This is a genomic window from Serratia inhibens (assembly GCF_003591175.1).
Lineage (GTDB): Bacteria > Pseudomonadota > Gammaproteobacteria > Enterobacterales > Enterobacteriaceae > Serratia > Serratia inhibens.
In genome coordinates, this window is the sequence record NZ_QYYG01000007.1 from 1 (window position 1) to 25140 (window position 25140).

General features: G+C 49.8%; 13 protein-coding genes. 8 read left to right on the forward strand and 5 right to left on the reverse strand.

Going from position 1 to position 25140, the window contains the following annotated elements; translation table 11 throughout:
* The 4 genes from D4100_RS18910 to D4100_RS18925 all read right to left on the reverse strand — a co-directional run.
* The coding region (locus D4100_RS18910; RefSeq protein WP_147417759.1) for a hypothetical protein at positions 1 to 2176 on the reverse strand (2176 nt) is incomplete at its 3' end.
* A 152-nt stretch (positions 2177 to 2328) separates the two neighbouring features.
* Positions 2329 to 4617 carry a hypothetical protein gene (locus D4100_RS18915; protein WP_119805006.1) on the reverse strand — a complete coding sequence of 763 codons (2289 nt, stop codon included), beginning with the start codon at positions 4615 to 4617 and terminating at the stop codon, positions 2329 to 2331.
* Positions 4618 to 4984: 367 nt separating this feature from the next.
* Positions 4985 to 5455, reverse strand: coding sequence for a hypothetical protein (locus D4100_RS18920; RefSeq protein ID WP_158586346.1), 471 nt, complete (start codon positions 5453 to 5455; stop codon positions 4985 to 4987).
* Positions 5456 to 5457: 2 nt separating this feature from the next.
* Positions 5458 to 6279, reverse strand: coding sequence for a winged helix-turn-helix domain-containing protein (locus tag D4100_RS18925; RefSeq protein ID WP_119805008.1), 822 nt, complete (start codon positions 6277 to 6279; stop codon positions 5458 to 5460).
* Between the two features lie 502 nt (positions 6280 to 6781).
* Here D4100_RS18925 and D4100_RS18930 point away from each other — a divergent pair.
* From D4100_RS18930 to D4100_RS25620, 5 genes are all read left to right on the forward strand, one after another.
* Positions 6782 to 7372 carry a fimbrial protein gene (locus tag D4100_RS18930; protein WP_071919928.1) on the forward strand — a complete coding sequence of 197 codons (591 nt, stop codon included), beginning with the start codon at positions 6782 to 6784 and terminating at the stop codon, positions 7370 to 7372.
* 88 nt (positions 7373 to 7460) lie between these two features.
* Complete coding sequence (locus D4100_RS18935; protein ID WP_237141083.1) at positions 7461 to 8162, forward strand: fimbria/pilus periplasmic chaperone; 702 nt, start codon at positions 7461 to 7463, stop codon at positions 8160 to 8162.
* Positions 8163 to 8206: 44 nt separating this feature from the next.
* The gene (locus D4100_RS18940) at positions 8207 to 10831 is read left to right on the forward strand and encodes a fimbria/pilus outer membrane usher protein (RefSeq protein WP_119805009.1); all 2625 of its coding nucleotides are present in this window, start codon (positions 8207 to 8209) and stop codon (positions 10829 to 10831) included.
* 41 nt (positions 10832 to 10872) lie between these two features.
* The gene (locus tag D4100_RS18945) at positions 10873 to 11427 is read left to right on the forward strand and encodes a fimbrial protein (RefSeq protein ID WP_119805010.1); all 555 of its coding nucleotides are present in this window, start codon (positions 10873 to 10875) and stop codon (positions 11425 to 11427) included.
* A 20-nt stretch (positions 11428 to 11447) separates the two neighbouring features.
* Positions 11448 to 12215 (forward strand): hypothetical protein, encoded by a 768-nt coding sequence (locus D4100_RS25620; RefSeq protein ID WP_147417760.1) that lies wholly within the window; start codon positions 11448 to 11450, stop codon positions 12213 to 12215.
* A 157-nt stretch (positions 12216 to 12372) separates the two neighbouring features.
* On the opposite strand, the gene D4100_RS18950 is transcribed toward D4100_RS25620, so the two are convergent.
* On the reverse strand, positions 12373 to 13173 hold the full coding sequence (locus D4100_RS18950; protein WP_119805011.1) for a helix-turn-helix domain-containing protein: 801 nt from the start codon (positions 13171 to 13173) through the stop codon (positions 12373 to 12375).
* 1318 nt (positions 13174 to 14491) lie between these two features.
* Between D4100_RS18950 and D4100_RS18960 the strand changes: the two genes are divergently transcribed.
* The 3 genes from D4100_RS18960 (at position 14492) to D4100_RS18970 (ending at position 24993) form a co-directional block, all read left to right on the forward strand.
* The gene (locus D4100_RS18960; RefSeq protein ID WP_119805013.1) at positions 14492 to 17962 is read left to right on the forward strand and encodes a hypothetical protein; all 3471 of its coding nucleotides are present in this window, start codon (positions 14492 to 14494) and stop codon (positions 17960 to 17962) included.
* Positions 17963 to 18046: 84 nt separating this feature from the next.
* On the forward strand, positions 18047 to 22999 hold the full coding sequence (locus D4100_RS18965) for an RHS repeat-associated core domain-containing protein (protein ID WP_158586347.1): 4953 nt from the start codon (positions 18047 to 18049) through the stop codon (positions 22997 to 22999).
* On the forward strand, positions 22999 to 24993 hold the full coding sequence (locus D4100_RS18970; protein WP_119805015.1) for an Ig-like domain-containing protein: 1995 nt from the start codon (positions 22999 to 23001) through the stop codon (positions 24991 to 24993). The genes D4100_RS18965 and D4100_RS18970 overlap by 1 nt, the downstream gene beginning before the upstream one ends.
* Positions 24994 to 25140 lie beyond the last annotated feature (147 nt).

Consider the following 25140-nt stretch of genomic DNA (forward strand, 5'->3'; position numbering starts at 1 on the left):
CGGTGTACTTAACCCGGTAGGTGCTGCCTTCCTGCTCCGGCTGGCTCAGGGTGCCGAGCGCCGGGTAACACGCCCAGTCATTCGGGTCAAAGTCCAGCGTCGCGTCGGCTGACAGCGTCTGCACCGCACCGGGGGCCAGCTCCGTCACAAAAGGCGGGGTGAGCTTAAACTCGGGCTGGGTCTGAGCACTGATCAGTAAAATGTAGGCCTGGCTGGTCTGGCCCTCCGGGGAAGTGGCGGTCACGGTCACATAGGTGTAGCCGAGCGGGTAAGCCTCAAAAGGTGGCATATAAAGGCCGTCACTCGAGATAATGCCGGTCACCCCCGGTGTGCTGGACGTCAGGCTCCAGCTCAGGGTCGTATTCTCTTCGCCCAGCACCATGGCATTGAGTTGCACCGCGAGAGGATTGTCCTCATGCAGGGCAAAGAAGGCGGGTGAGATCTGCACCGGGGACGATACGACGGTAATATGGGCAGCGGCGGTGGCGGTGGCGGTCTTCGCGGTGATCGTCACGCCCAATACCCCGCCATTGATGGTCTCGGGCGCACGGTACAGGCCCGACGCCGAGATAGTCCCGCCATTGGCCGGCGACAGGCTGTAGGTCACACCGCTGCTGGCATTGGTGGTGAACTGTTGGGACTTTCCGGCGGGCAGAACGGCCTGCAGGGGATCGAGTACCAGGCTGGTCAGGGAAGCGTCAATTTCACCGAAAATGGCCATATCGCCCGGCATATGGGCCGATTTCAGCCGGTTAATGTTGTGCTCCGGGAACAGTACATGGTTGAGCGCAAAGACTTCAATGTCTTTGAATTTTACGTCTTCCATGAGATTGCGAATGACGGGCACAATGGCTGACCGGAGAGCTGAGTGAATCTCCCTGGCTATATCTCTCGATGCCGCGAGATTTTTCCATTCGTCGATAAAATTACTGTCTATCGTCACCTTATTATCAGTGAGGGCGATGCCGATGGTTTCAGCTTTATGATCGAGGACAAATTGATAAACAGTGCCGCCTGCTAACCAAAAATTCAGCCTGGCCCGATGATAAATATGGGCAATAGTGCCTTCGCTACCTATACTCCAAAAACATGCCCCCATTTTCTGCTGGAACGTATTGCCCCCATCGAAGTTAATCGCCAGCTTTTCATTATCGAGTGACAGGGTGGCCCCCCTGAGGGAATAAATAAAATCTTCCGGCGCGGGTCTGTACGGAGGCACATCGTAATCACCCGACCAGGCGTAATTGACCTCGTCCAACAGAGGAACGGACTGGACAAACCCACCGTTAAGGGTCGCGTTAGCGGAGGCGCGCAGCGAGAAGGCATCGTCGTCATTGGTGCCGCGGATCAGTTCCCACTGACCGCTGGTCAGCATTTTATCCAGTTCCGGCTTGAGGTAGCATTCGAGCACCAGACGGTTGTTCACCAGTACCGTCGAGGAAGACTCCTGGGGGATCAGCCACGGATATGCATCCGTCGGCAGCGAGCCGCCCGCCGGGTTAACGTTGGTGGCGACAAATAACAGCACCGCGCCATACCCGTCGTCTTCCGCCACCCGGCGGGCGGTTAGCGGGGCCTGCTGCGTGCGGATGATGAATTTTTTCGGGGTGAGGCCGCTCCCGAGGTCTTGTAACGACAGCTGGCCCAACTCGTAGGTCACCGCGTTATTGGCCAGCCACTGCTGGAAGAAGGCGAGCACCTCAGCCGGCGGGTTGTTGATAACATTGATGATGGCGACAGTGCCCTTGCTGAAGTCGATCTGCACCTTGCCCTGTTCATCCACCGAGCCCTGTCCGGCGATTAAATCGACGTTCAACGTGAGGCCATACCCCATGCCGGGGCGAATGCGGATATAGCTGTTGACCTGGCCGTCGGGATTGCGTTCTATCACGTTACCGTCAAGGAATTCGAGGATCGCGACGGCGCGGGAACTTTCCGTGGAGGCATTCACAAATGAAATACGGGGTGCGGACAGGGTGATGTTTTCAAACTGAATGGTGTTGCGTTCATTGCTCCAGCTGATGGGAGAAAAATGGACACCTGCGGCGAGTTTACTGATGTATTGCTGTTGAAACAGATGGTTGATTTTGTCGCGGTCATAGGCGACAACCGCATCCCAGCCGAGCGTTTTGGTTTTTCCGCTCAGGGAAGCAATGATATCAGCGGTTGTGGGCATAGAGTCGTCCTTATTTTAAAGTGGGTAGCTGTTTTTTAATTAGCGGGCTGAGTACTGAAATTGGCAGATATGATCGTCCTCAATAAGTACGCAAGTGAAGGGATGCTGAATGGCATGTTCAGCACCCGTCATATCACTGTGAAGTAACCGCGTTATTTAAGCTTGTTCGCCACATCGATAACGGCATATCCGGCACGGTGCGCTTTACCCTGCTGGATAGCGCGGACAATCACCAGTTCATCCCCTTTGACCGTTGCCGGTGCGGTGTACTTAACCCGGTAGGTGCTGCCTTCCTGCTCCGGCTGGCTCAGGGTGCCGAGCGCCGGGTAACACGCCCAGTCATTCGGGTCAAAGTCCAGCGTCGCGTCGGCTGACAGCGTCTGCACCGCGCCGGGGGCCAGGCCCGCCACAAAAGGCGGGGCGATGTTGAACTCGGGCTGGGTCTGAGCACTGATCAGTAAAATGTAGGCCTGGCTGGTCTGGCCCTCCGGGGAGGTGGCAGTCACGGTCACATAGGTGTAGCCGAGCGGGTAAGCCTCAAAAGGTGGCATATAAAGGCCGTCACTCGAGATAATGCCGGTCACCCCCGGCGTGCTGGACGTCAGGCTCCAGTTTAGGGTCGTATTCTCGTCGCCCAGCACCATGGTATTGAGCTGCACCGCGTGGGGATCGCCCTCATGCAGGGCAAAGAAGGCGGGTGAAAGCTGCACCGGGGACGATACGACGGTAATATGGGCAGTGGCGGTGGCGTTTGCGGTCCTCGCGTTGATCGTCACGCTCAGTACTCCGCCGTTGATGGTCTCGGGCGCACGGTACAGGCCCGACGCCGAGATAGTCCCGCCATTGGCCGGCGACAGGCTGTAGGTCACACGGCTGCTGACATTGGTGGTGAACTGCTGGGACTTTCCGACGGGCAGGACGGTTTGCTGGGGAGCAAGCACCAGACTGATCAGGGAGGGGTCAATTTCACCGAAAATGACCATATCGCCCGGCATATGGGCCGATTTCAGCCGGTTAATGTTGTGTTCCGGGAACAGCACATGGTTGAGCGCAAAGACTTCAATGTCTTTGAACTTCACGTTTTCCATCAGATTGCGAACGATGAGGACAATGGCTGACCGGAGCTCTGAGTGAACCTCATTGGCCACTGCTTTCGTTTCTATGAAGTTCTTCCATACCTCGATAAAATTACTGCCTATCGTCACCTTATTATCAGTGAGGGCGATGCCGACGGTTTCAGCTTTATGATCGAGGACAAGTTGATAAACAGTGCTGCCTGTTGACCAAAACGTCAGCTTGGCCCGATGCCAGGTACGGACCGAGGTGCCTGTTTGGCCACCTATTGTCCAAAAACATGAAGCCATGTTCTGCTGGAACGTCTTGCCTCCATCGAAGTTAATCGCCAGCCTTTCATTATCGAGTGACAGGGTGGCCCCCCTGAGGGAATAAATAAAATCCTCCGGCACGGGTCTGTTCGGGCGTGTAGCATAATTACCCGACCAGGCGTAATTTGCGCCACTATCCAGAGGGACGGACTGGATAAACCCACCGTTGAGGGTTGCGTTAGCGGAGGCGCGCAGCGAGAAGGCGTCGTCGTCATTGGTGCCGCGGATCAGTTCCCACTGACCGCTGGTCAGCATTTTATCCAGTTCCAGCTTGAGGTAGCGTTCGAGCACCAGACGGTTGTTCACCAGTATCGTCGAGGAAGACTCCAGGGGGATCAGCCACGGATATGCATCCGTCGGCAGCGAGCCGCCCGCCGGGTTAACGTTGGTGGCGACAAATAACAGCACCGCGCCGTACCCGTCGTCTTCCGCCACCCGGCGGGCAGTTAGCGGGGCCTGCTGCGTGCGGATGACGAATTTTTTCGGGGTGAGGCCGCTCCCGAGTTCTTGCAATGACAGTTGGCCCAGCTCGTAGGTTACCGCGTTATTGGCCAGCCACTGCTGGAAGAAGGCGAGCACCTCAGCCGGCGGGTTGTTGATAACATTGATGATGGCGACAGTGCCCTCGCTGAAGTCGATCTGTACCCTGCCCTGCTCATTCACCGAACCCTGTCCGGCGATTAAATCGACGTTCAACGTGAGGCCGTACCCCATGCCGGGACGAATGCGGATATAGCTGTTGACCTGGCCGTCGGGATTGCGTTCTATCACGTTACCGTCAAGGAATTCGAGGGTCGCGACGGCGCGGGAACTTTCCGTGGAGGCATTCACAAATGAAATACGGGGTGCGGACAGGGTGATGTTTTCAAACTGAATGGTGTTGCGTTCATTGCTCCAACTGATGGGAGCAAAATGGACACCTGCAGCGAGTTTACTGATGTATTGCTGTTGAAACAGATGGTTGATTTTGTCGCGGTCATAGGCGACAACCGCATCCCAGCCGAGCGTTTTGGTTTTCCCGCTCAGGGAAGTAATGATATCAGCGGCTGTGAGCATGGGGAGTCGTCCTTACTTTAAAGTGGGTAGCTGTTTTTTACAAACGCGGATTGTGAATTCCCTGCCAGGTAAATCTTAAAAATCACAATTAAAATCATTTCACATGCATATAATTGAAATGGGTTGACCGCTTTTAAATCAGTGAATTGTCACCGTAGATTTTCATAAGAATAATCATATTTATATTCCACTGACCATGGCGATGCAAGGTATTATCTCTCACGCTCATATCAAAAATTAAATCTTAATGCACAAAATATGATTAAAGCCTTGAATATCACCAATAGCTTGCTTCCCATACTCGACCGACAGCAGCTCCGCTGGTTGGAAATTTATAGCCAATATGTTACTGCGGATGGAAATATAATTAAGTTTTATTGCAAACAAATTCAGGAGTTTGCAGAGATTTTATTAGGTAAAGATCCCCAGGCAATTGATTTAGTGATATATATAAGTTACGGCTAACATCTAATATATTAGCCCACAAATCTTCGGTAGTTGTATCGCTATGGCCTTTTACTATCTTCGTGTATTTTAATGTATGCAAGCCATCATTATCTAAATCAGTATAAGAGAACCTTACCTCTCTATTTATAAGGTAGCGCTGCCCTGAAAAATCAGCCACTCCTGAAAATAAGGCAAACCCCTTATTGTTATCATAAAAAAACAGGTTAACATTCATATTGTAATTTAGTTTATTTTTTAACTCATTAACACCAATATTTTTCATCATTGTAAATTCAGCGGTGCAGCCAATTATAATGGATGGATTTTTTTTATTAAACCCCAACAAAATGACAAATACCAAGGACACCATGAAAAACAAAATTTTTTTCATCATTAATTCCTGTTGATTTTTTTTATATTTTGACAATGACTGTGTGTACCGCTAAAAGAAACATTACACACAGCAATAAATGTTGAAGGATATAATTTATCTTGACTTATCGTCTTCATGTAAAATATATCTTTTTTTGTTATGGAACAATCAATATTCGCATTAGCTAAATCATGCTTTGCCAGGGAAATTAAATCGTTATTAGAATATATGCGCCTGTCATCCAACGAGAGAACATTACAATTCTCGAATGTATACAAATGAAGTGGCATTACACTTTGTAGTGATGATGCTTTCGAATTCATTCCTGACAGGTAAGCCGTAACGCCAAGCAATAACACTATTACTAAAATGATAAATGCATAGTGTTTTTTTTTGTCATTTTTTTTCGATTTTAACTCCGCATTTACTTCATTCCCCTCGGTCTCGGTCTCGGTCTCGGTCTCGGTCTCGGTCTCGGTCTCGGCCTCTAACTTTTGTGACGTATCACCAGAAATAGTCGGCATGATTTCAGCAGTCATTACAAAACCTACTTTAGGTATTGTCTTTATTATGCCGGGATCGAGTGACAGAGCTTCCAAACACTTTCTAAGCTCACTGACAGCACCATTTAAATTGTGGTTAGAGCCCTTAAACCCATAGTCCTCCCATACATTCTTCAGCAAGTCTTGTCTGGCTATCACGGTCGTATTGTTTTTAATTAACTCCATCAATAATCGGCTTGCAGGCTTGGATATCACTATTGACTTTCGATCATCATTAAGAAGAGATAGCGTTCGTATCGCAAGCGTGAAAATAATAACATTGTTAATAATATACTTCATATTGAATCTCTTGGATCTGCACTGCTTCTGGCAGAAAGAAGGGGTTATGCTAACCACGGCTCTAAGCTACATATTGTAACCATGTACCCTAAATCTTTGGTTGGTATTTTTTAGTGACTGTGAATCAATTATTATTCGCTAAGTATAACAATCTGTAAATATCTTTGTATTTATCCAATGTCAGAATATAAACCTGTTTTTATCGATAAATTAAGTTTATAAAACTATCTTAGTGTTACAAATAAACACAATTTAATCATGTGGTTCAATGGCTGTATCATTTGTCTCGTGGCTAGCGTAATACCTTTTGTGTGTTTATTGCTTACTGATGAGATTATTGAATCTGACTCATACTGATTCATAAGTAGAAGCTACTTAATGTCTGATCTAAGTTATTTTTTCACCAAAGGGAACTCCCGGCCACACCATTTTCAACACAGACAGCAATTCAACCACAGCGAATAAATTTTTATTTTTTTGCATTTATATTTAAGAGGCTATTTTGAATAAATTTAAGACATACTCATTGTTGTTACTTCCAGTGCTTGCAGTTAGTGCTTTTTCATCTGTTGCAGCAGTGCCAGAGACAATCACCGTCGACGGTGGGAATATTAACTTTACAGGGTCTGTCGTAAATGCACCTTGTGCGGTGGACGTCGATCATAACGGGAAAAGCGTAATGCTCGGTCAGGTAGCGACTAATAAATTGGTAAGCAAAGGCGATACCAGTTCAGTTGTTCCCTTTACCATCAAGCTGACTGGTTGTGACCTGACAGCAGAAGTTGCTGAAGGAGAGGAAGTAGTAAATTACACGAAAGCTTCCATTACTTTTAATGGTTCAACTATCGGGGATGATTCAACCTTAGCGTTGAACACTTCAGGTTCAGGTGAAAATTTGGCCAAAAATGTCGGCATTCAAATTTTACAGAATAGCAAACCTATTAAAATAGATGGTTCAACTGCAACTGGAGCGGCAAGCCTTATTTCAGGAAATAATGAAATTCCATTTGGTGCTACCTATGTAGCAACTGCAGATGGTGCGGTAGCCGGTACGGCAAATTCAACAGTTAGCTTCCGTGTAACCTACGAATAATACTTTTATTAAAAATGGTATGTGCAGTGCAGGATTGGTTTTGCTGTACGTACCATTTATTACTAAAATAACCTTCTAAGGATTTCCCTTGCGACATTACGCGATTTTAAAATATATATTTTTCATTTTCTTATCGACTACATACCTGGCCTCATCTACAGCAATGGCTGGCGGGATAACACTTGGCGGCACCCGCATTATTTATCCTGCTGACGCTAAGCAGATTAACATGGCCGTAAGAAACACATCTGACCAGTCAAGCTTCTTGGTTCAGTCTTGGGTTGAGAGTGTTGATGGAAAAAAAACGGAAGACTTTATAGTTACTCCTCCTCTATATGTCAGCGGGCCTGGTCATGACAACACTCTGCGCTTGATGTATGTCGGACAACCGGTCATGAAAGATCGAGAGTCACTCTATTATTTTAACAGTAAGGCTATTCCCTCTTTAGATAAAAAAGAAACGGAAGGAAAGAATGTACTGATGCTTGCTGCGGTAACTCGAGTCAAGCTGTTTGTCCGTCCTGATGGACTTACTCCATCTGTGGAGAAAGCACCGGCTGAACTTTCTTTCCATTACGGTAGTGGCCAGGTGAAAATTGTCAATCCAACTCCATACTATATTACCCTTGCCCAGATCAAAGTTGGTGGTCATAAGTTGCCTGATACGATGGTTTCACCTAAGGGCAGTGTTTCATTATCTCAATTGGCGGCAGTAGGCGATGTGATTACTTTTAGAACCATTAATGATTTTGGCGCCGTAACACCAGAACAAATGAAAAAACTGAAATAACCTGCTCTCCGAATTGAGAATTTATTTAATAAATAAGCAAAATTATGTGGACATTAAAAAAACAAGGAAATCATCAATTTAGAATAATAAAGATCTCTCCAGGGTCGTTTTTTTCTGTTACAGCAGCATTGACATGTTTGGTTTTTACGCAGGCACATGCTGAATTGTATTTCGCACCAGCCTTGATTTCCGCTGATCCACAAATGGTTGCCGATCTCTCCCGTTTCGAGAAGTCAGGGACCCAGTTACCTGGAAACTATCAGGTAGATATTTATGTAAACGAAGAATATATAACCAGCCGCAGCCTAAATTTCTCTATTGCGGAGAATAAGGTGTCAAAAAATGTTGATGATATTAGGGATGACACCGGCCTTATCGCCTGTTTGATGCCCAGTGATTTAGAAAGTTTGGGGGTCAATATCAACAAATTTCTGTTGCCAACTACCGAAAATAATGAAAAGTGCATTTCCCCTGGAGAGTATATTCCTGATGCATTTACGTTTTTTGATTTCGAGCGAATGCGCCTTAATATCAGTATACCTCAGGCAGCCATGTTGAGCAGCGCCCGTGGCTCAATTTCATCCGAGCGTTGGGATAGTGGCATTAATGCAGCAATATTGAACTATAGCTTTAGTGGTAATTCAAGTAATGGGATCTATGGCAACAGCCGTAGTAATTACATTAATTTAAATAGCGGATTGAACATTGGGGCGTGGCGTATACGCGACTTTCGAAATTTCAATGAATATGACAGTAAATACTATAGCTATCGCAAATGGCAACATACTCAATCTTACGCCGAACGCATTATCACTCCATTGCGTAGTGAGCTTATGGTTGGAGATGGCAGCACTAATAGCGATGTATTTGATTCTCTGGGATTCAGAGGCGTACAGATCGCAACTGATGAGAATATGTATCCTGACAGCATGAGAGGATTTGCTCCCGTAGTCCGTGGAACAGCCCGCACGAATGCCCGTGTAACCATCAAACAAAATGGCTATACGGTCTATCAAACTTTCGTGTCTCCAGGTGCATTCATTATCAATGATCTTTATCCAGTCGGCAGTAGTGGCGATCTGGAAGTCTTGGTTGTTGAGGCTGATGGCAGTACACAGGCGTACACAGTACCTTTTTCGTCCCTGCCCGTTCTTCAACGCGAAGGGCAGCTTAAATATTCCCTCACGGCTGGGCGCTATCAGGCTGGAAGTGATCGGTACAATCATCCTAAATTTATGCAAGGGACACTGGTGCTGGGCCTTCCTAATAACATTACAGTTTATGGAGGCATGCAGCTCGCGGAGAACTATCTCTCTGGTCTGCTTGGGGGAGGTTTTAATCTCGGGGTTCTTGGAGCACTTTCAGCAGATGTGACCAAGGCAAGCAGTACTCTTGCTGACGGAAGCCAGCATCAAGGGCTATCCTTGCGTTTTTTATATGCGCGTACATTGAACTCGTTAGGTACAACATTTCAAGTTTCTGGATACCGATATTCCACACAAGGCTTTCACTCCCTGGACGAAACCGCACTTAAGAAAATGAACGGTTGGCGCTATGATGCGGATACCGTTGACGCGGAAGGTATGCCGATTAAATTACCCAATTCTGATTACTACAATTTGAATAATAGTCGACGTGCAAAGCTGCAAGCCAGCATTTCACAGCAAATAGGGAATATGGGATCAGTTTACTTTTCTGGTGTTCGTCAAACATACTGGAATACTACTGGCATCAATAATTCATTACAGGCTGGGGTAACTGGCTCAGTAGGTCGTGTAAATTATAGTCTTTCCTACAGTTATAATAAAACAAGTGAACAACCCGTAGCTGACCGTTCAGTTTTTCTTTCCATGTCGGTTCCACTTGATTCATTGTTCTCAGATAAGAACCGCCGCACCATATATGCCACTTATAATGCAAGTAAAGACAGTGATGGGACGATATCGCATCAGACAGGATTTAATGGCACAGCACTAGAAGCCAACAACATGGATTGGAATATTTCCCAGGGATATACAAAGAAAGGTGGCAATAACGGTGCCCTGGGACTGAATTATAAGGGGGGCAATGGCAACGCCAGTTTGGGATACAGTTACAGCAGCACTTATCGGCAGACAAACTACGGTTTTGCCGGTGGCGCCATTCTTCACAGTGATGGACTGACACTGGGTCAACCACTCGGGGACACCAGTGTGCTCGTTGCTGCCCCCGGTCTTGCCGCCGTGTCGGTAGAGAATGAAGCAGGCGTCAGTACGGATTCACGAGGCTATGCTATCAAACCTTATGCGTCAGCCTATCATGAAAATCGGGTAGCACTGGATCCTACCTCTTTGGACGACTTTACCGACATAGAAACGTCAGTAAGCCGAGTGGTTCCAACGCGCGGTGCCATTGTTCGCGCATCTTTCAAAGGACACTCCGGTTATCGCGTAATTTTTTCTCTGAATTATAAAGGTAGCCCACTACCTTTTGGCACATTAGTTACTGCCGGAGAGCGCGGTGGAATTGTGGGGGATAATGGGCAAGTATACTTATCCGGTATGCAAGATGAGGGAATAATTCGGGCCGAATGGGGGGGCGGGAAAAGCAGACAGTGTTCGCTTAATTATCGTTTCACAGCGCAGATGAAGAATCAAACAGTTGTAAAAATCAATGGCGACTGCCAGTAAAGTTTCGCATGTGTATTTTTAATAAATATTAAGAGGTTACTATGTCAAATAGAAAAATTTTTCGTGCTAAATATACATTTTTTTTGGCGACGTTAGGCTTGTTACCTGGTGTCGGGGTTGCCGCCACGGATTCCGCATCCATTACTGTAACGGGGAAAGTATTGGCTAATACTTGCACTCTCGATAAGGCCGCCTCGACACTAAGCCCAATATTACCTGATATATCCGACAGAGATATTAAAGGGGTAGGTACAGTCGGTGGCGAGAAAGATATTGATATCGTTTTAAAAGATTGTGGCGCTGCTGTAAAAGAAGTTCTCATCACGGTGACGGGAACAAAGGATGGCGGTAGCGATGACTTTGCTTTTAAAAACACCAGCCAGAATGATCCCTCATCAGGGGTTGGTCTTTATTTTTATCAGACTCAAACAGGAACAGATAAATTTAAACCCGATGGTTCAACACCTAAAACCTACGCCATTAACCCCAGCGAAGATAATACGCTAAAAATGCGAGCTTCGTATGTAGGTCTCGGCGACACAGTAACTGCGGGTAATTTTCAATCCACGGTGACTATGACGATCGATTATAAATAATTTTTCAGTAAAAGGGTAAAATGAAAATATTGATGCTTTTGGCTCTGCTACCATTCTCTGTACTTGCAGATGTAACCTGGATACAGAGCAGTGTATCTTTAACTGCTATCACGCCGGGTGGAGTCCCCTTCGAATCTAGCGAGTCTATGACTTTAGAAGCCCAGGGAACGATTAATGCATATCAGACTTTTTGTTCCAAGAACCGAGCGGAAGCTGAGTCAGATGCATCGACGGGAACTATTAATACGACAATAGGGGACTATGCGTGGTTTGCCTACAAAACTCTTGTTCCTGGAACGATACAGGTGGCCACTACCCGGTCGTTAGGGGTCTTGAGAGGAGAAGGCATAAATTTAGCAAAGCATACTATTTATTGTGTGATTCACCCCTCTGGAGTTGCGGTTTCAGATAAAAATATTAAGGCCACAGGATTAATTATTAATGCAGACCTGGCTACCGTGCCTATGCCCATGATTGAGTTTCCGCAAAACAAAATTGATCTTGGCCAGTGCATGCCGACACAAACCTTAAAAAAGGATGTAGTCTCCTCGATCTCGTATCGAGGTTATGGTGTGAATCAAACAAGTTCGGTAGCCTGGGCGATTACGTCAGCAACGACTAATCCTGATGACTCTTTACCGACGGTAAGCATTAATGGCTCCAGCGTATCTCCTGTCAATGTTCCCTTACTGGAAGGCCCTGTTGATCCGGGGATCAGCCTTTCATATTCTTGTAATACACCAGGAGAATACACATGGAATATGATATTCACCTATACTATTCTATAAATTAAAAATAATATTATCACTTATCACTTATCACTTATCACTTATCACTTATCACTTATCACTTATCACTTATCACTTATCACTTATCACTTATCACTTTGGGGCCTCGAAATTCGCGGCCCTTTAAAATCAATTTATTTACCACACTTTTTCTTCGTCAACATTGCTGACACAAGGCATCTCTAATAGACGAGATTACCGTTTCTTTAACATCACAGAGTTTTGCATTATTAATGTAAACAAAAATTTTCAGATTGTATGAAAAAGGAAGTATTTGCTCGTTACTTTCTAAAGAGTTTGGAAATTTAAAACACAGTCCCTCCCCTTTTCTATAGGCACTATTCAAAAGTGCGACATTATCTATTTTCCTGATTGTTCCGGTAAAGCCTTGCTCACGCAGTTTTATCATGGATTCTTTAAAACTGGTATTCTCTGCCAATGGCTGTTCGGTTAACAACATACTTTCATGCCAATCTTTTACCAGAGATGAGGTGAAGCTTAAAGGTAAAGTCAAGTTATATTCTTCACTTGAGAAATTTGGAGGGGCTGCGATCGATTGAAAATCAATGAATACATCATCATCATCACGGATATATTCAGCCTGCCTGGTCGAATAAGTCACCGGCGCGTGTTCAAAACATCTTTGTAAGATATCAGTTACGAGAATCGTATTCATTTGGGGGGAAGAGAAGCGAAACAATGTGTCATTCGTTTTCTTCGTTATGGTTGTTAATGCATTGTAAATTGGATGTAAGTTATTATAAAGGTTCTCTCCTGCCTCAGTTGGAGTAATACGATTTCTTTCAATAGTAAATAGTTGCTCACCAATAGTGTCCTCGGCAATCTTTAACATTCTTGAGACTGGGGGGACCGTAAGGCAAAGTTTATTAGCAGCCGCTTTTAGACTTCGTTCCTGATACAGCGTAATAAATACCTTCATTGCTTTTGATGTGAACATAATCACTCCATGTTGAAGAAAATCACTGTCATTTAATATTGTTTATTATAAACCATTAATGACAATGTTTTTATTTTTTCTGTTTATTTTAATAATTAAAATTAAATTACCCCCCCTATTCCCGATATGCTAGACATGTCAAAACACCTTATACCATCTCGATACTGCCTTATATTTTCATGGTCGTCCACCCTCTATTGTTACTATATGTTCATAATTAAATTATTGTTTATATTCAATATCTTATGAAATTAATCATGGTACGGAAGGATACGCCAACTTATTTTAAGTCTATACCGCCCAGTATTTACTTTTAAATAAAATAAAAATAAAGCTTATAATTAACATTTTAATTATATCAATTTCACTTTATTTTACTGGCAGGGAGTATTACTTACGCCAGTTGCGTGGGGCATGACTTAATCCTTCCTCACATTGAATTGCATATTATTCCGCTGAGTTATTGATGCGTATGGATATTATTTCATAAGAAACAATATGAATGCTACCTATATATCTTGATTTTATTACCCACCTTGCCTATATACACTTAAATAAAACCCAATAGCTTACCTCCTCACGTTATTAACCTGCACTTTATGGCTCGCATCGCCAAATTTCATATCCATTTAATAAAAAACCCTTAAAAAACATGATGCACCACGAAAGAAACATCCATTATCAACTTGAATAACACAGAAAAATCTGACTCAGAAATATATCAATCAAGCATCAGAAAGAACTAACATTAAAATAAAAACCCGTGGCATTGATAGTTACTTCTTATTATTAAACACACGAACAGCCTGACTTAAATTGAGGTTAACCGCAGAAGATACGATGTATCATCAATACCAAAACCTTCCATTCATTACTTTTATCGCCAATTAAAAAACAATAAACCACGGCATACAAACAATATTTTAAATAGGAGATGGCCCACCACTTTTATTTATTTTTAATAAAAAACACAAGCTCCCATTGTTAATAAATTAACATTCAATCATTATTTTTTGCAGTATTGATTTTTTCTCTGCTGATGACGATCAGACGAATAAACATATTTTGTGCGCTAAGATTTAATTTTTGATATGAGCGAGAGAGATAATACCTTGCATCACTATAACCAGTGGCATATAAATATAATTATTCTTATGAAAAACTACGCCCCCCATACTGATTGCCAAGCGTTCAACATTTTTCAATTCTATGCATATGAAATAATTTTAATCTTTAAGATTTTCCATGACGGAAAATTCCCAATCCGCGTTTTTTTTAAAAAAAACGTCTACCTACTTTAAAATAAGGACGACTCCCCATGCCCACAACCGCTGATATCATTACCTCCCTGAGCGGAAAAACCAAAACGCTCGGCTGGGATGCGGTTGTCGCCTATGACCGCGACAAAATCAACCATCTGTTTCAACAGCAATACATCAGTAAACTCACCGCAGGTGTCCATTTTTCTCCCATCAGCTGGAGCAATGAACGCGATACCATTCAGTTTGAAAATATCACCCTGTCCGCACCCCGCATTTCATTTGTGAATGCCTCCACAGAGAATTCCCGCGCCGTCGCGACCCTCGAATTCCTTGACGGTAACGTGATAGAACGCAACACCAATGGCCAGGTCAACAGCTATATCCGCATTCGCCCCGGCATGGGGTATGGCCTCACGTTGAACGTCGATTTAATCGCCGGACAGGGTTCGGTGGATGAACAGGGCAAGGTGCAGATCGACTTCAGCAAGGGCACTGTCGCCATCATCAATGTTATCAACAACCCGCCGGCTGAGGTGCTCGCCTTCTTCCAGCAGTGGCTGGCCAATAACGCGGTGACCTACGAGTTGGGCCAGCTGTCGTTACAAGACCTCGGGAGCGGCCTCACCCCGAAAAAATTCATCATCCGCACGCAGCAGGCCCCGCTAACCGCCCGCCGGGTGGCGGAAGACGACGGGTATGGCGCGGTGCTGTTATTTGTCGCCACCAACGTTAACCCGGCGGGCGGCTCGCTGCCGACGGATGCATATCCGTGGCTGATCCCCCAGGAGTCTTCCTCGACGGTACTGGTGAACAACCGTCTGGTGCTCGAATGCTACTTCAAGCCGGAACTGGATAAAATGCTGACCAGCGGTCAGTGGGAACTGATCCGCGGCACCAATGACGACGATGCCTTCTCGCTGCGCGCCTCCGATAACGCAACCCTCAACGGCGGGCATGTACGCAGCCGTCCTCTTGACGATGATGCAGATTACGCCTGGTCGGGTGATTATGCTACACGCCCGGACAGACCGGTGCCGGAAGATTTTATTTATTCCCTCAGGGGGGCCACCCTGTCACTCGATAATGAAAAGCTGGCGATTAACTTTGATGGGGGCAATACGTTCCAGCAGAAAATGGGTTCATGTTTTTGGAATATAGGTGGCCAAACAGGCACCATTATCCGTGCTTGGCATAGCGCCAGGCTGAATTTTTGGTTAGCAGGCGGCACTGTTTATCAATTTGTCCTCGATCATAAAGCTGAAACCGTCGGCATCGCCCTCACTGATAATAAGGTGACGATAGACAGTAATTTTATCGACGAATGGAAAAACCTCACAGCATCGAAAGCAGTGGCCAATGAGATTCACTCAGATCTCCGGTCAGCCATTGTGCCCGTCATTCGCAATCTCATGGAAGACGTGAAATTCAAAGACATTCAAGTCTTTGCGCTCAACCATGTGCTGTTCCTGGAGCACAACATTAACCGGCTGAAATCGGCCCATATGCCGGGCGATATGGCCATTTTCGGTGAAATTGACGCTTCCCTGACCAGCCTGGTACTCGATCCCCTGCAGGCCGTTCTGCCCGCCGGAAAGTCCCAACAGTTCACCACCAACGCCAGCAGCGGTGTGACCTACAGCCTGTCGCCGGCCAATGGCGGGACTATCTCGGCGTCGGGCCTGTACCGTGCGCCCGAGACCATCAATGGCGGGGTATTGGGCGTCACGGTCACCGCGAAGACCGCCACCGCCACCGTCGCTGCCCATATTACCGTCGTATCGTCCCCGGTGCAGCTTTCACCTGCCTTCTTTGCCCTGCATGAGGACAATCCTCTCGCGGTGCAACTCAATGCCATGGTGCTGGGCGAAGAGAATACGACCCTGAGCTGGAGCCTGACGTCCAGCACGCCGGGGGTGACCGGCAGTATCTCGAGTGACGGCCTTTATATGCCACCTTTTGAGGCTTACCCGCTCGGCTACACCTATGTGACCGTGACTGCCACTTCCCCGGAGGGCCAGACCAGCCAGGCCTACATTTTACTGATCAGTGCTCAGACCCTGCCCGAGTTTAAGCTCACCCCGCCTTTTGTGACGGAGCTGGCCCCCGGTGCGGTGCAGACGCTGTCAGCCGACGCGACGCTGGACTTTGACCCGAATGACTGGGCGTGTTACCCGGCGCTCGGCACCCTGAGCCAGCCGGAGCAGGAAGGCAGCACTTACCGGGTTAAGTACACCGCACCGGCAACGGTAAACGGGGATGAACTGGTGATTGTCCGCGCTATCCAGCAGGGTAAAGCGCACCGTGCCGGATATGCCGTTATTGATGTGGCGCATAAGAAACAGGCCCCATGGTCGCTAATTGAAGGCGTCAGCATTCTTAAAGTGGTTACCGAATCCGGGGGCGGTAATACGCAGGTTTATAAAAATGGTGCCCAGCAGGCGGTGATTGTTGTCCAGTTTTCCGGTTTCCGGATGATTAATGGTGCCCCAGAGAGAGTCAGCATTACCCTGGATGATATTCTTCCTCATCTTCAACTTGTCGATCATACCACCGGCAAGGCCCTGGGCCGCGACGCAGGCGATGACTGGTATTACTCGATTAAAGAAAATGAGTTTGAACGACTGCCTACCGGCGATAGCGTGGGCCTCAATGGCAGGGATAGTGAAAATTCAGATAACCTGACCTTTTATATCAGCTGTAATACTGCCTCAAAATCAACGGGTACGCGGGTTGCGGTTCAGGTTACCCTGGCTGACGGGCGTATCATCAGTACGGCATCAAATGGTTCATCCGGGTTTAACAGCTATGTCTACAGTGCCGTGTTGCCTGCCATTGACTATTCTTTAGTGACCAATATACAAACGTTGCAAGATTCACCAACGGTTATACTCAGTGAATTAACCTGGGAATCTCGCCGAGTTAATTATAGATCTCCTGAAAAACGAGACGATTTCTGTAAGCTTTCAGTTCTCAATATTATCATTCTGCCTGCCGACCCAGCTATCAATAGATTCCATTCGTTTGAATATGACAAGCACAGCGTCACTAACAGTGATGTCTCCACTAATTATATAAACTGGACTGGAGAGGTCGAACAAGTATTTTCCTGTTTAGATAATATACATGGTCAGCAGTGTACGGTGCTGGGTCACTCTGAAGAAAACTTCCTGGATGGAACGGCAAACATTTGGTTTGCGGGCCCTCTGGTTAGACTAAAAAAAGGGGGGATTTACTTCTCATCAAAAACAGAGGAGACCAGAGATGAAAATAGCGAAGATTATATCTACCGCATTGATATCCCTGAATTCAATCATGGGGATGAAAAAAAAACCAACCCTCATTTTACATTAATTAAAATATCAACGCCGGAATCAGAATTACCTACACGCGCGACGATAAAGCCTTATCAATGGAAATCGGCTCCTGAAAAGGTTGTTCTGACACTGACGGATATTTACGGGAACACCGGAAGATTAAATATCATGTGGGATGAGAATGAGAATTACGACAAACCCTCAATCTCTTAAATAACACGGCGACTTCTCAGTGCCATGACGGGGCTGAACATGCCATTCAGCCCCCGTTCACTCACCTGTTTCATGAGGACAACCATGTCTGCCAATTTCAGTACCCAGGCCGGTAATTTCAGCGGCGGCCTCAGCGCGGCCGTCGACCCGCGTACCGGCCTCTTTACCCTCAACCTCAGCCTCCTGTCCCTGGCCGCCAACCGCCAGTTAGGGCCGGCCGTTGATATTGCCCTGGTCTATAGCCCGCTGAGCACCGACAACTTCGGATTTGGCAACGGCGTTTCCCTTGGCCTGACCCACTACAATACCCTGACCGGTACCCTGACGCTCTCCTCCGGTGAGCGCTACCAGGTGACCGAAACCGCCGGACAGCCGTTCATCCTGCAAAAAAAACTCAACAACTTCATCTTCCGTAAAACGGCGACGGCGTATGAAGTCGTCTGGAAAAACGGCACCGTCGAGGTCTTGCCGGGGCCTGATGCGTCTGTCGCACATAAGTTCCCCGTCCGCATCGTCTCCCCGTCCGGGCGGACGGTCAGCTACACCTGGAACTATACCGGCCCCGTCCCCCGGCTCACCCAGGTGCAAGACGAGTTCCATACCTTGCTGACCCTTCAGTATTACGACACGATTTCCACCGTCATCACCACCTTCCCCGACAGTGATGAGGGGGGGCGCCTGTCCCTGCAGTTCGCCAACCTCCATCTCGCCGGCCTGACCCATTACGCCCATGACGACAGCCCCCTGACCTGGGCATTCAGTTATCAGGCGGTGGACGGGCTGAACCTGCTCAGCGGGCTCACCTACCCGACCGGGCTGCGGGAGCAGGTACGTTATCAGAGCCAGGTCATGCGCTTTCCCGACAAGGCCGGCCTGCCGGCGCTCCCTGCCGTCGTCAGCTATCAACGGCACCCCGGCGGCGGCCAGCCCGCCCTGCAAATGGCCTATACCTGGTCTGACACCAACTACCTCGGCTTTGGTGCCGTCGCCGACTGGGACCCGGACAATGACTTCAACTACGGCCTGGCCGGCGATTACCATTATTCCTCCACCGAGACCCTGGCCGGGGCGGATATCGCACTGGCCACCGTCCGCACGTACAATAAATTTCATCTCCTGACCGGGGAAACAACCCGCCGTGACGGGGCCGTGACCACCCGGACCACCCGCTATCACGCCGATGAGTTTCAGCCGTTTGACCGGCAACCGCCCCAGTTCCTGCTGCCCCGGGAAATCACTGAAACGCTGATCGACACCGCCGGGAAATCCCGCGCCCGCGTGACGCTGACCACCTTCGATGAACAGGGGAACCTGTTGCAGCAGACCGACGCGGACGGCACGGTCACCACGATGAGCTGGTATTCCCCCGAAGGTGACGACGGTTGCCCGGCCGAGCCGAACGGCTTTGCCCGTTTTCTGAAACAAAAGACGGCCAGCTACCCGGAAAACGCAGGCCTGGCGGTGCCGGACACGGTGGAAACCTACACCTATGCCCCGCTCGGGCACACCGACTGTGCGGTGCAGACCTCCCTGTCCACGTTCAGCGGCGACACGCTGCTGCACAAGCAGGTCACCGACTATGATGACGAGGCGGGCAGCCCGGAGCGGGGGCGCATCCGCGCCATTGAAGACACCTATTACCCGCAAGAGGGGGGCGACGGCTTCACGTCCCGCCAGGCATTCATCACCCGGGTCAGCGGAACGCGCCTGCAACAAAGCGTCACCTTCACCGGTCATGACGGGCTGACCGCCGTCACGCAACGCACGTCTTCCGCGTTATCCGGTCTCCTGTTTGACGAAACCGATGCCCTGGGCGTGAGCACGGCCTATGCGTACGACGGCCTGGGCCGCCTGCGCCGCCGGACCCAGGCCGTGGGAACACCGTATGAACAGGCGACCCTCTGGTCCTACAGTGAAGGTGACGTCCCGGTCACCACCGAGACCGGCCCGACCGGAGCGCAGCAGGAGACCCATTTTGACAGTACCGGGCGGGTGATCCGACGCCGGCTGCGGGATATCGACGCCACGCAGGCGATGCATGAGGTGTATGCCGCCCGTTACAACGCCATCGGCGACACCGTCTCGGAAACGACCCGCGACTGGCTGACCACCGGCACCGGCACCCCCACCGCCATCACGCTCGATTGCGACACCGGGTACGATGTGTGGGGGGCTGCCAGCTCACAGACCCTGTCCGACGGGCTGACCAGGGTGATGACGCTGGATCCGGTGGGGCTGACGCAGACACAACAGCGCCGGGGAAATACCCGCGCTCAGGGGGCCGCCGACAGCGGCCTGACCCAGAGCCACTTTGACCCGGTCAGCCTGCAACTGACCCGCACCGAACGACGGGACGCGGCCGGCCAGGTCCAGGGGACGGTGCGCTATGCCCACGACGGCCGGGGATTGTTGCGCCGCATGGAAGATGAACGGGGGCACATCACCACCTTTACCTATGACGCGCTGGGCCGGGAACTGTCCCGCACCCTGCCGGACGGCAGCACCGTCAACCGCCGTTACGCGCCGCATCTGGCACAGGCGCAGGTTACGGCCATCAGCGTCACCGGCCCGGACGCGGACGGCAACGTGCAGACCTGGCTGCTGGGGACCCAGACCTTTGACTCGCTCGGCCGGCTGACGACCTCGGTCAGTGGCGGGCGCACCACGCACTATGCGTATGACGGCGCGTCGCCATCCCCGGCTACCGTCAGGTTAGCGTCCGGCAACGTCCTGCAATACACCTATATTCCGGCGCTGGGCAATGCCATCAGCAGCCTGACGGCGGAGGGGGTGACACAGACCTTTACCTACGACAGCACCACCGGCGACCTGCTGCAGGCGGATGAAGGCGATAGCCGCAACGGCAACACCTGGACGCCGGCCGGCCATCTGCAGGCCGAGCGCTTTACCCGGGGGGACGGAACCCGGCAGACCGGATACGGCAGTACCTTGTCCGGTGCGCCGACGGCGTATACCGATATCACGGGCAAAACCACCGTCTATGAACGGGATGAACACGGGCGGCTGGTCACCCTGACCGATGACGCGCTGACCGTCAGCCTGACCTACGATGCGCTGGGGCGTCTCCATACCCGGACGGTAACGGACGCGGCAACGGCCGCCACCCTGGTGATGACCCTGGGCTACGACGACTTCGGCCGGGAAGTGGCCCGGACACTGGACGACGGTCAGGGCGACAGAGTGACGCTGGCGCAGACCTGGCTGGAAAACAGCCTGCTGGACCGCCGTATCACCCGCCAGAATGACGAAGTGGTGAAAAACGAGCAGTACGCGTACGACGCCCGCAATCGGCTGGTCGACTACCGGGTGAGCGGCAATACCCCCCCGATGGACGCTTACGGCCATCCCCTGGCCGGGCAGACGTACCGCCATGACGCACTGAATAACCTGACCACGATCATCACCCTGCTGGCTGACGGCAGTGAAGACCGGGCAACCTGCCATTACGAGAACCCGGCGGACCCGACCCAGTTAACCCGGGTGACGCACACCCACAACGGCTACCCGCCGGTGATTGTGCTGGAATACGATGCGGAAGGCCGCATGACGCGGGACGAGGCGGGCAGAACCCTGGGTTACGACCCCCTGGGAAGGCTGATCAGCGTCAGCGGCACCGGGCTGCCGGGCGGGGAATACGGTTACGATGCACTGAACCGGCTGGCCAGCCAGTCGGTCAATGACGGGGAGCGTCTGGCGCTGTACTACCGGGGGGATGAACTGGTCAATGAGGCGCTGGACGTCCCGCAACAGGATACCCGCCTGATAAAGCTCGGGCATGCCTGCCTGGGCGTCAGCGCGGGGACGCGCCTGACGGTAACCGCCGGCGACGGCCATGACAGCCTGCTGTGGTCGCGGGAAAGCGGGCAGGAGACGGGCACGCTGCATGGATGGTCGCCGTACGGCAGCGGCGAGGTGGCGCGCGGATTACCGGGGTTCAACGGCGAGCGGTGCGATCCGGTGAGCGGCACGTATCACCTGGGCAACGGATACCGGGCGTTCAACCCGGCGCTGATGCGGTTCAATTGCCCGGACAGCCTGAGCCCGTTCGGTGCCGGCGGCATCAACCCCTACGTGTATTGCGGCGGCGACCCGATCAACTTCACTGACCCCACCGGCCACATGAGCGGGCAAGGGATTGGGGGGATTGTGCTGGGGATCATCGGTCTGGGATTGAGTCTTTTCACCGCGGGTGCGTCCATCGCGGCAGCCGGCGGTGTGGCGGCGGCGCTGGGGTCGGCGTCTGCGCTGTCGCTGACGGTAGGAGCGCTGGGTGTGGTGGCAGACCTAACCGCGATAATCGGTGGTGCGGTGGCGACTGCGAACCCGGAGGCCTCGGCGGTACTGGGTTGGGTGTCGCTGGCAACCGGGGTAGTGGGTATGGGCATTGGGGGAGTTCAGGCGTTTTTCCGGAGCACTCAGGGCATGAGGCAGCGCCTGGGGAATATCCAGACGACAGGACTGTCCGGGAGGGGGGCAGCTAAAGCAGACCTTAGCTATTCCCCTATTGAACAATTACCTAATGAAATGCTCTATAAAATTGCTGAATATTTACCCGCTGGTAGTTTGAACTCTTTAGCACAAACAAGTAAGAGAATTAATCCGATTGCAGTAGACATGCTAAATAAACGGGTTGGAAAAATTATAAATCATCCATTAAGTAAGAATGATCAGGAGGTCTTGACGATGTTTTCTGGAGAGAGGCAGAAACTAGCTAAAGCAAGATTTAAAATAAGTAACTATATCGACAATAACGGTGCAGATGCGAATAGCGATTATGTTTTAACTGATATTGGTGGCGGATATATCGAACTATTTAACAAGGGTGGTGTAGATGAGGCAAATGTTGGCTCCATGATGCTATTCGAAGACACAAGAAGAAATGCTGTTATTCCTGGAACTCTGCGCCCAACGTTTGAAGATCGTTTTTCCGATAAAAATAATCCTTTTGGTAAATATATGTTTAACAGACTTAGCCCAGCTTTGTTAGCTTCCCTTAAACGTAAAAAGGGTTTCTAATGAAAAGAAAATTGATGGCACTTTTTATAGCATCATCACTGTGCCCGCTGAAATTATTGGCAACAGAACTCAATGTCGATAATCCGGTGAATGATGAAGTTATTGCTCAGGCTGATGCAGATAACGGAATAACCGCTGGGAGGGGTGAGTTGCCTGTGCGCCCGGTTATCGGGACCAAAAGGGTCTTGCTGGTGATTGGGAAGTGGGCCGATGGCTCGACGACAGACCCGGATGTGCAGTGGCAACAGGTATTTTCGGATTCACCGAGTTCATTGCGGTCGTTCGTCAAAGACAGCTCTCGGGGGCAGTTGTTGCTGGAGCCGGTAAAAACGCCAAATGGACGGGGGATGCTGGTACCTGATTTTGGTGAAAAACCGTCGTCCTGCACCATGGGCGACATGCTGAATAGAGCCAAGAGCGCCGCAAGCGCCGAAGGTATCACCCCCTCAGAGTATGACTACCTGTTTGTGGCGGTCAAATGTCAGGGCGGCGCGATAGCGCATATGCCGGGACAAAATATCGTCCTGTTTGGCCAAGGGAGCAGTTCGCATGTCTGGCTGCATGAATTTGGTCACAACCTTGGTATCGACCATCCCAATATGTATATCAATTGCCCGACGACAGGGGACAGGGTTGAAACACCCGAAAAATGTGACGTCAGGGCAACCAAAGATCCTGGCGATCCTGTCGGGGGAGGACGTTTACCCTACCCTGCGGTCACGCGCGCGTTTGCAGGATGGCTGACAGATTCGACCCAGGGTGAAATCACAACATCAGGACGTTATGGATTGAGTTCTCTTGGGAAAGATGGCCCGCAACTCTATTTCATTAAACTCCCGCAGCAAAACCAATATATGACTTTGGAATACCGGGAACAGGAGGACGATAATACAATTGGTGGCATCTGGGTGCGTTACTCAAATATTGGTGGGAGTGTTAAATCCACGCTGGTCAATGCGACACCAGAGGATACCTCATTAAACCATCCCCAATTGCGCCCCGGGAAAACACTGCAGGATAGCAGCGGTATCAGGCTATACGTTTGCAGTGCCAATTCTCAGGGTGCCGTCATCTCCGTGGCGATGAAGGGTGACGCATTGGCTGACTGTGCATCAGGCCTGGAAGCACCGAAGATTGTCAGCCCTGAAAAAAATGCCCCGGTAGCCTATAAGCCGCTATTTTCTGGAACAGCAGCCCCCGGCGCTGATATCACCATTGTCAAAAGTCATTCTTCAAGCACCGTGCTGGCAACAACAAAGGCAGGCAGCAATGGGGCGTGGGCCGTGTTATCCGATATCTCGCTGCCGGAGGGGAATTACTCCGTGTCGGCAAGGCAAACCCTGGGAGCCGGTCATTCAGGGTGGTCAACGAATCAGCCTTTCATTGTCGTACCTTTGGAATTACATGCGCCGACGATAGATATTCCGGAAAAAAATACCAAAACGACGCCGCTTCCCATTTTTGCAGGAAAGGAGGCCATCCCGGGTGCGGAAGTGGTGATTGCCAATAGCCTCAGCCCAGACGATATCGTTGGCAGAACGGTGGCGGATGCGAAAGGTTTTTGGCAGGTGAAGTCATCACGGTTGCCCCTGGGGAGTTTCTCGGTTGCGGTGCGGCAAACCTTTGATGGTAAAACGTCATCATGGTCAGAAAACACCCCATTCTCTGTTGCGTCACTACCTGTTGACCCGGTTCAGATCGTTTCGCCCGAGGCAAATGCAACCACAGGAAGAACACCGGAAATCCGTGGCACGGCGTTGCCGGGGGCCTCGATCGTTATTGTGAAGAGCGGGAACCCGGGAACGATATTGGGGAATACGACTGCTGATGCCAGAGGCCTGTGGTCGTCAACGCTGATTACATTGCCTGTGGGGGCATATTCAATCTCGTCAAGACAGACCTTCGATGGTAAGACATCCTCCTGGTCGGCGAACCGACGGTTCACGGTGGGTGAAGACAAGGAGGATACTGATACGTCAACACCTGCGCATTAATACGTGACCTCATCTCCCCTGGCTGACCGGTCAGGGGAGACTCGATGTCACACAAGGTTCAGCGCCGCTATCTGTAATCTATATGAGTGAAATTTAGGATTTTGTTATGGCGGTAAACCGGAACTGAGTTCGTATTGAAGTGAAACG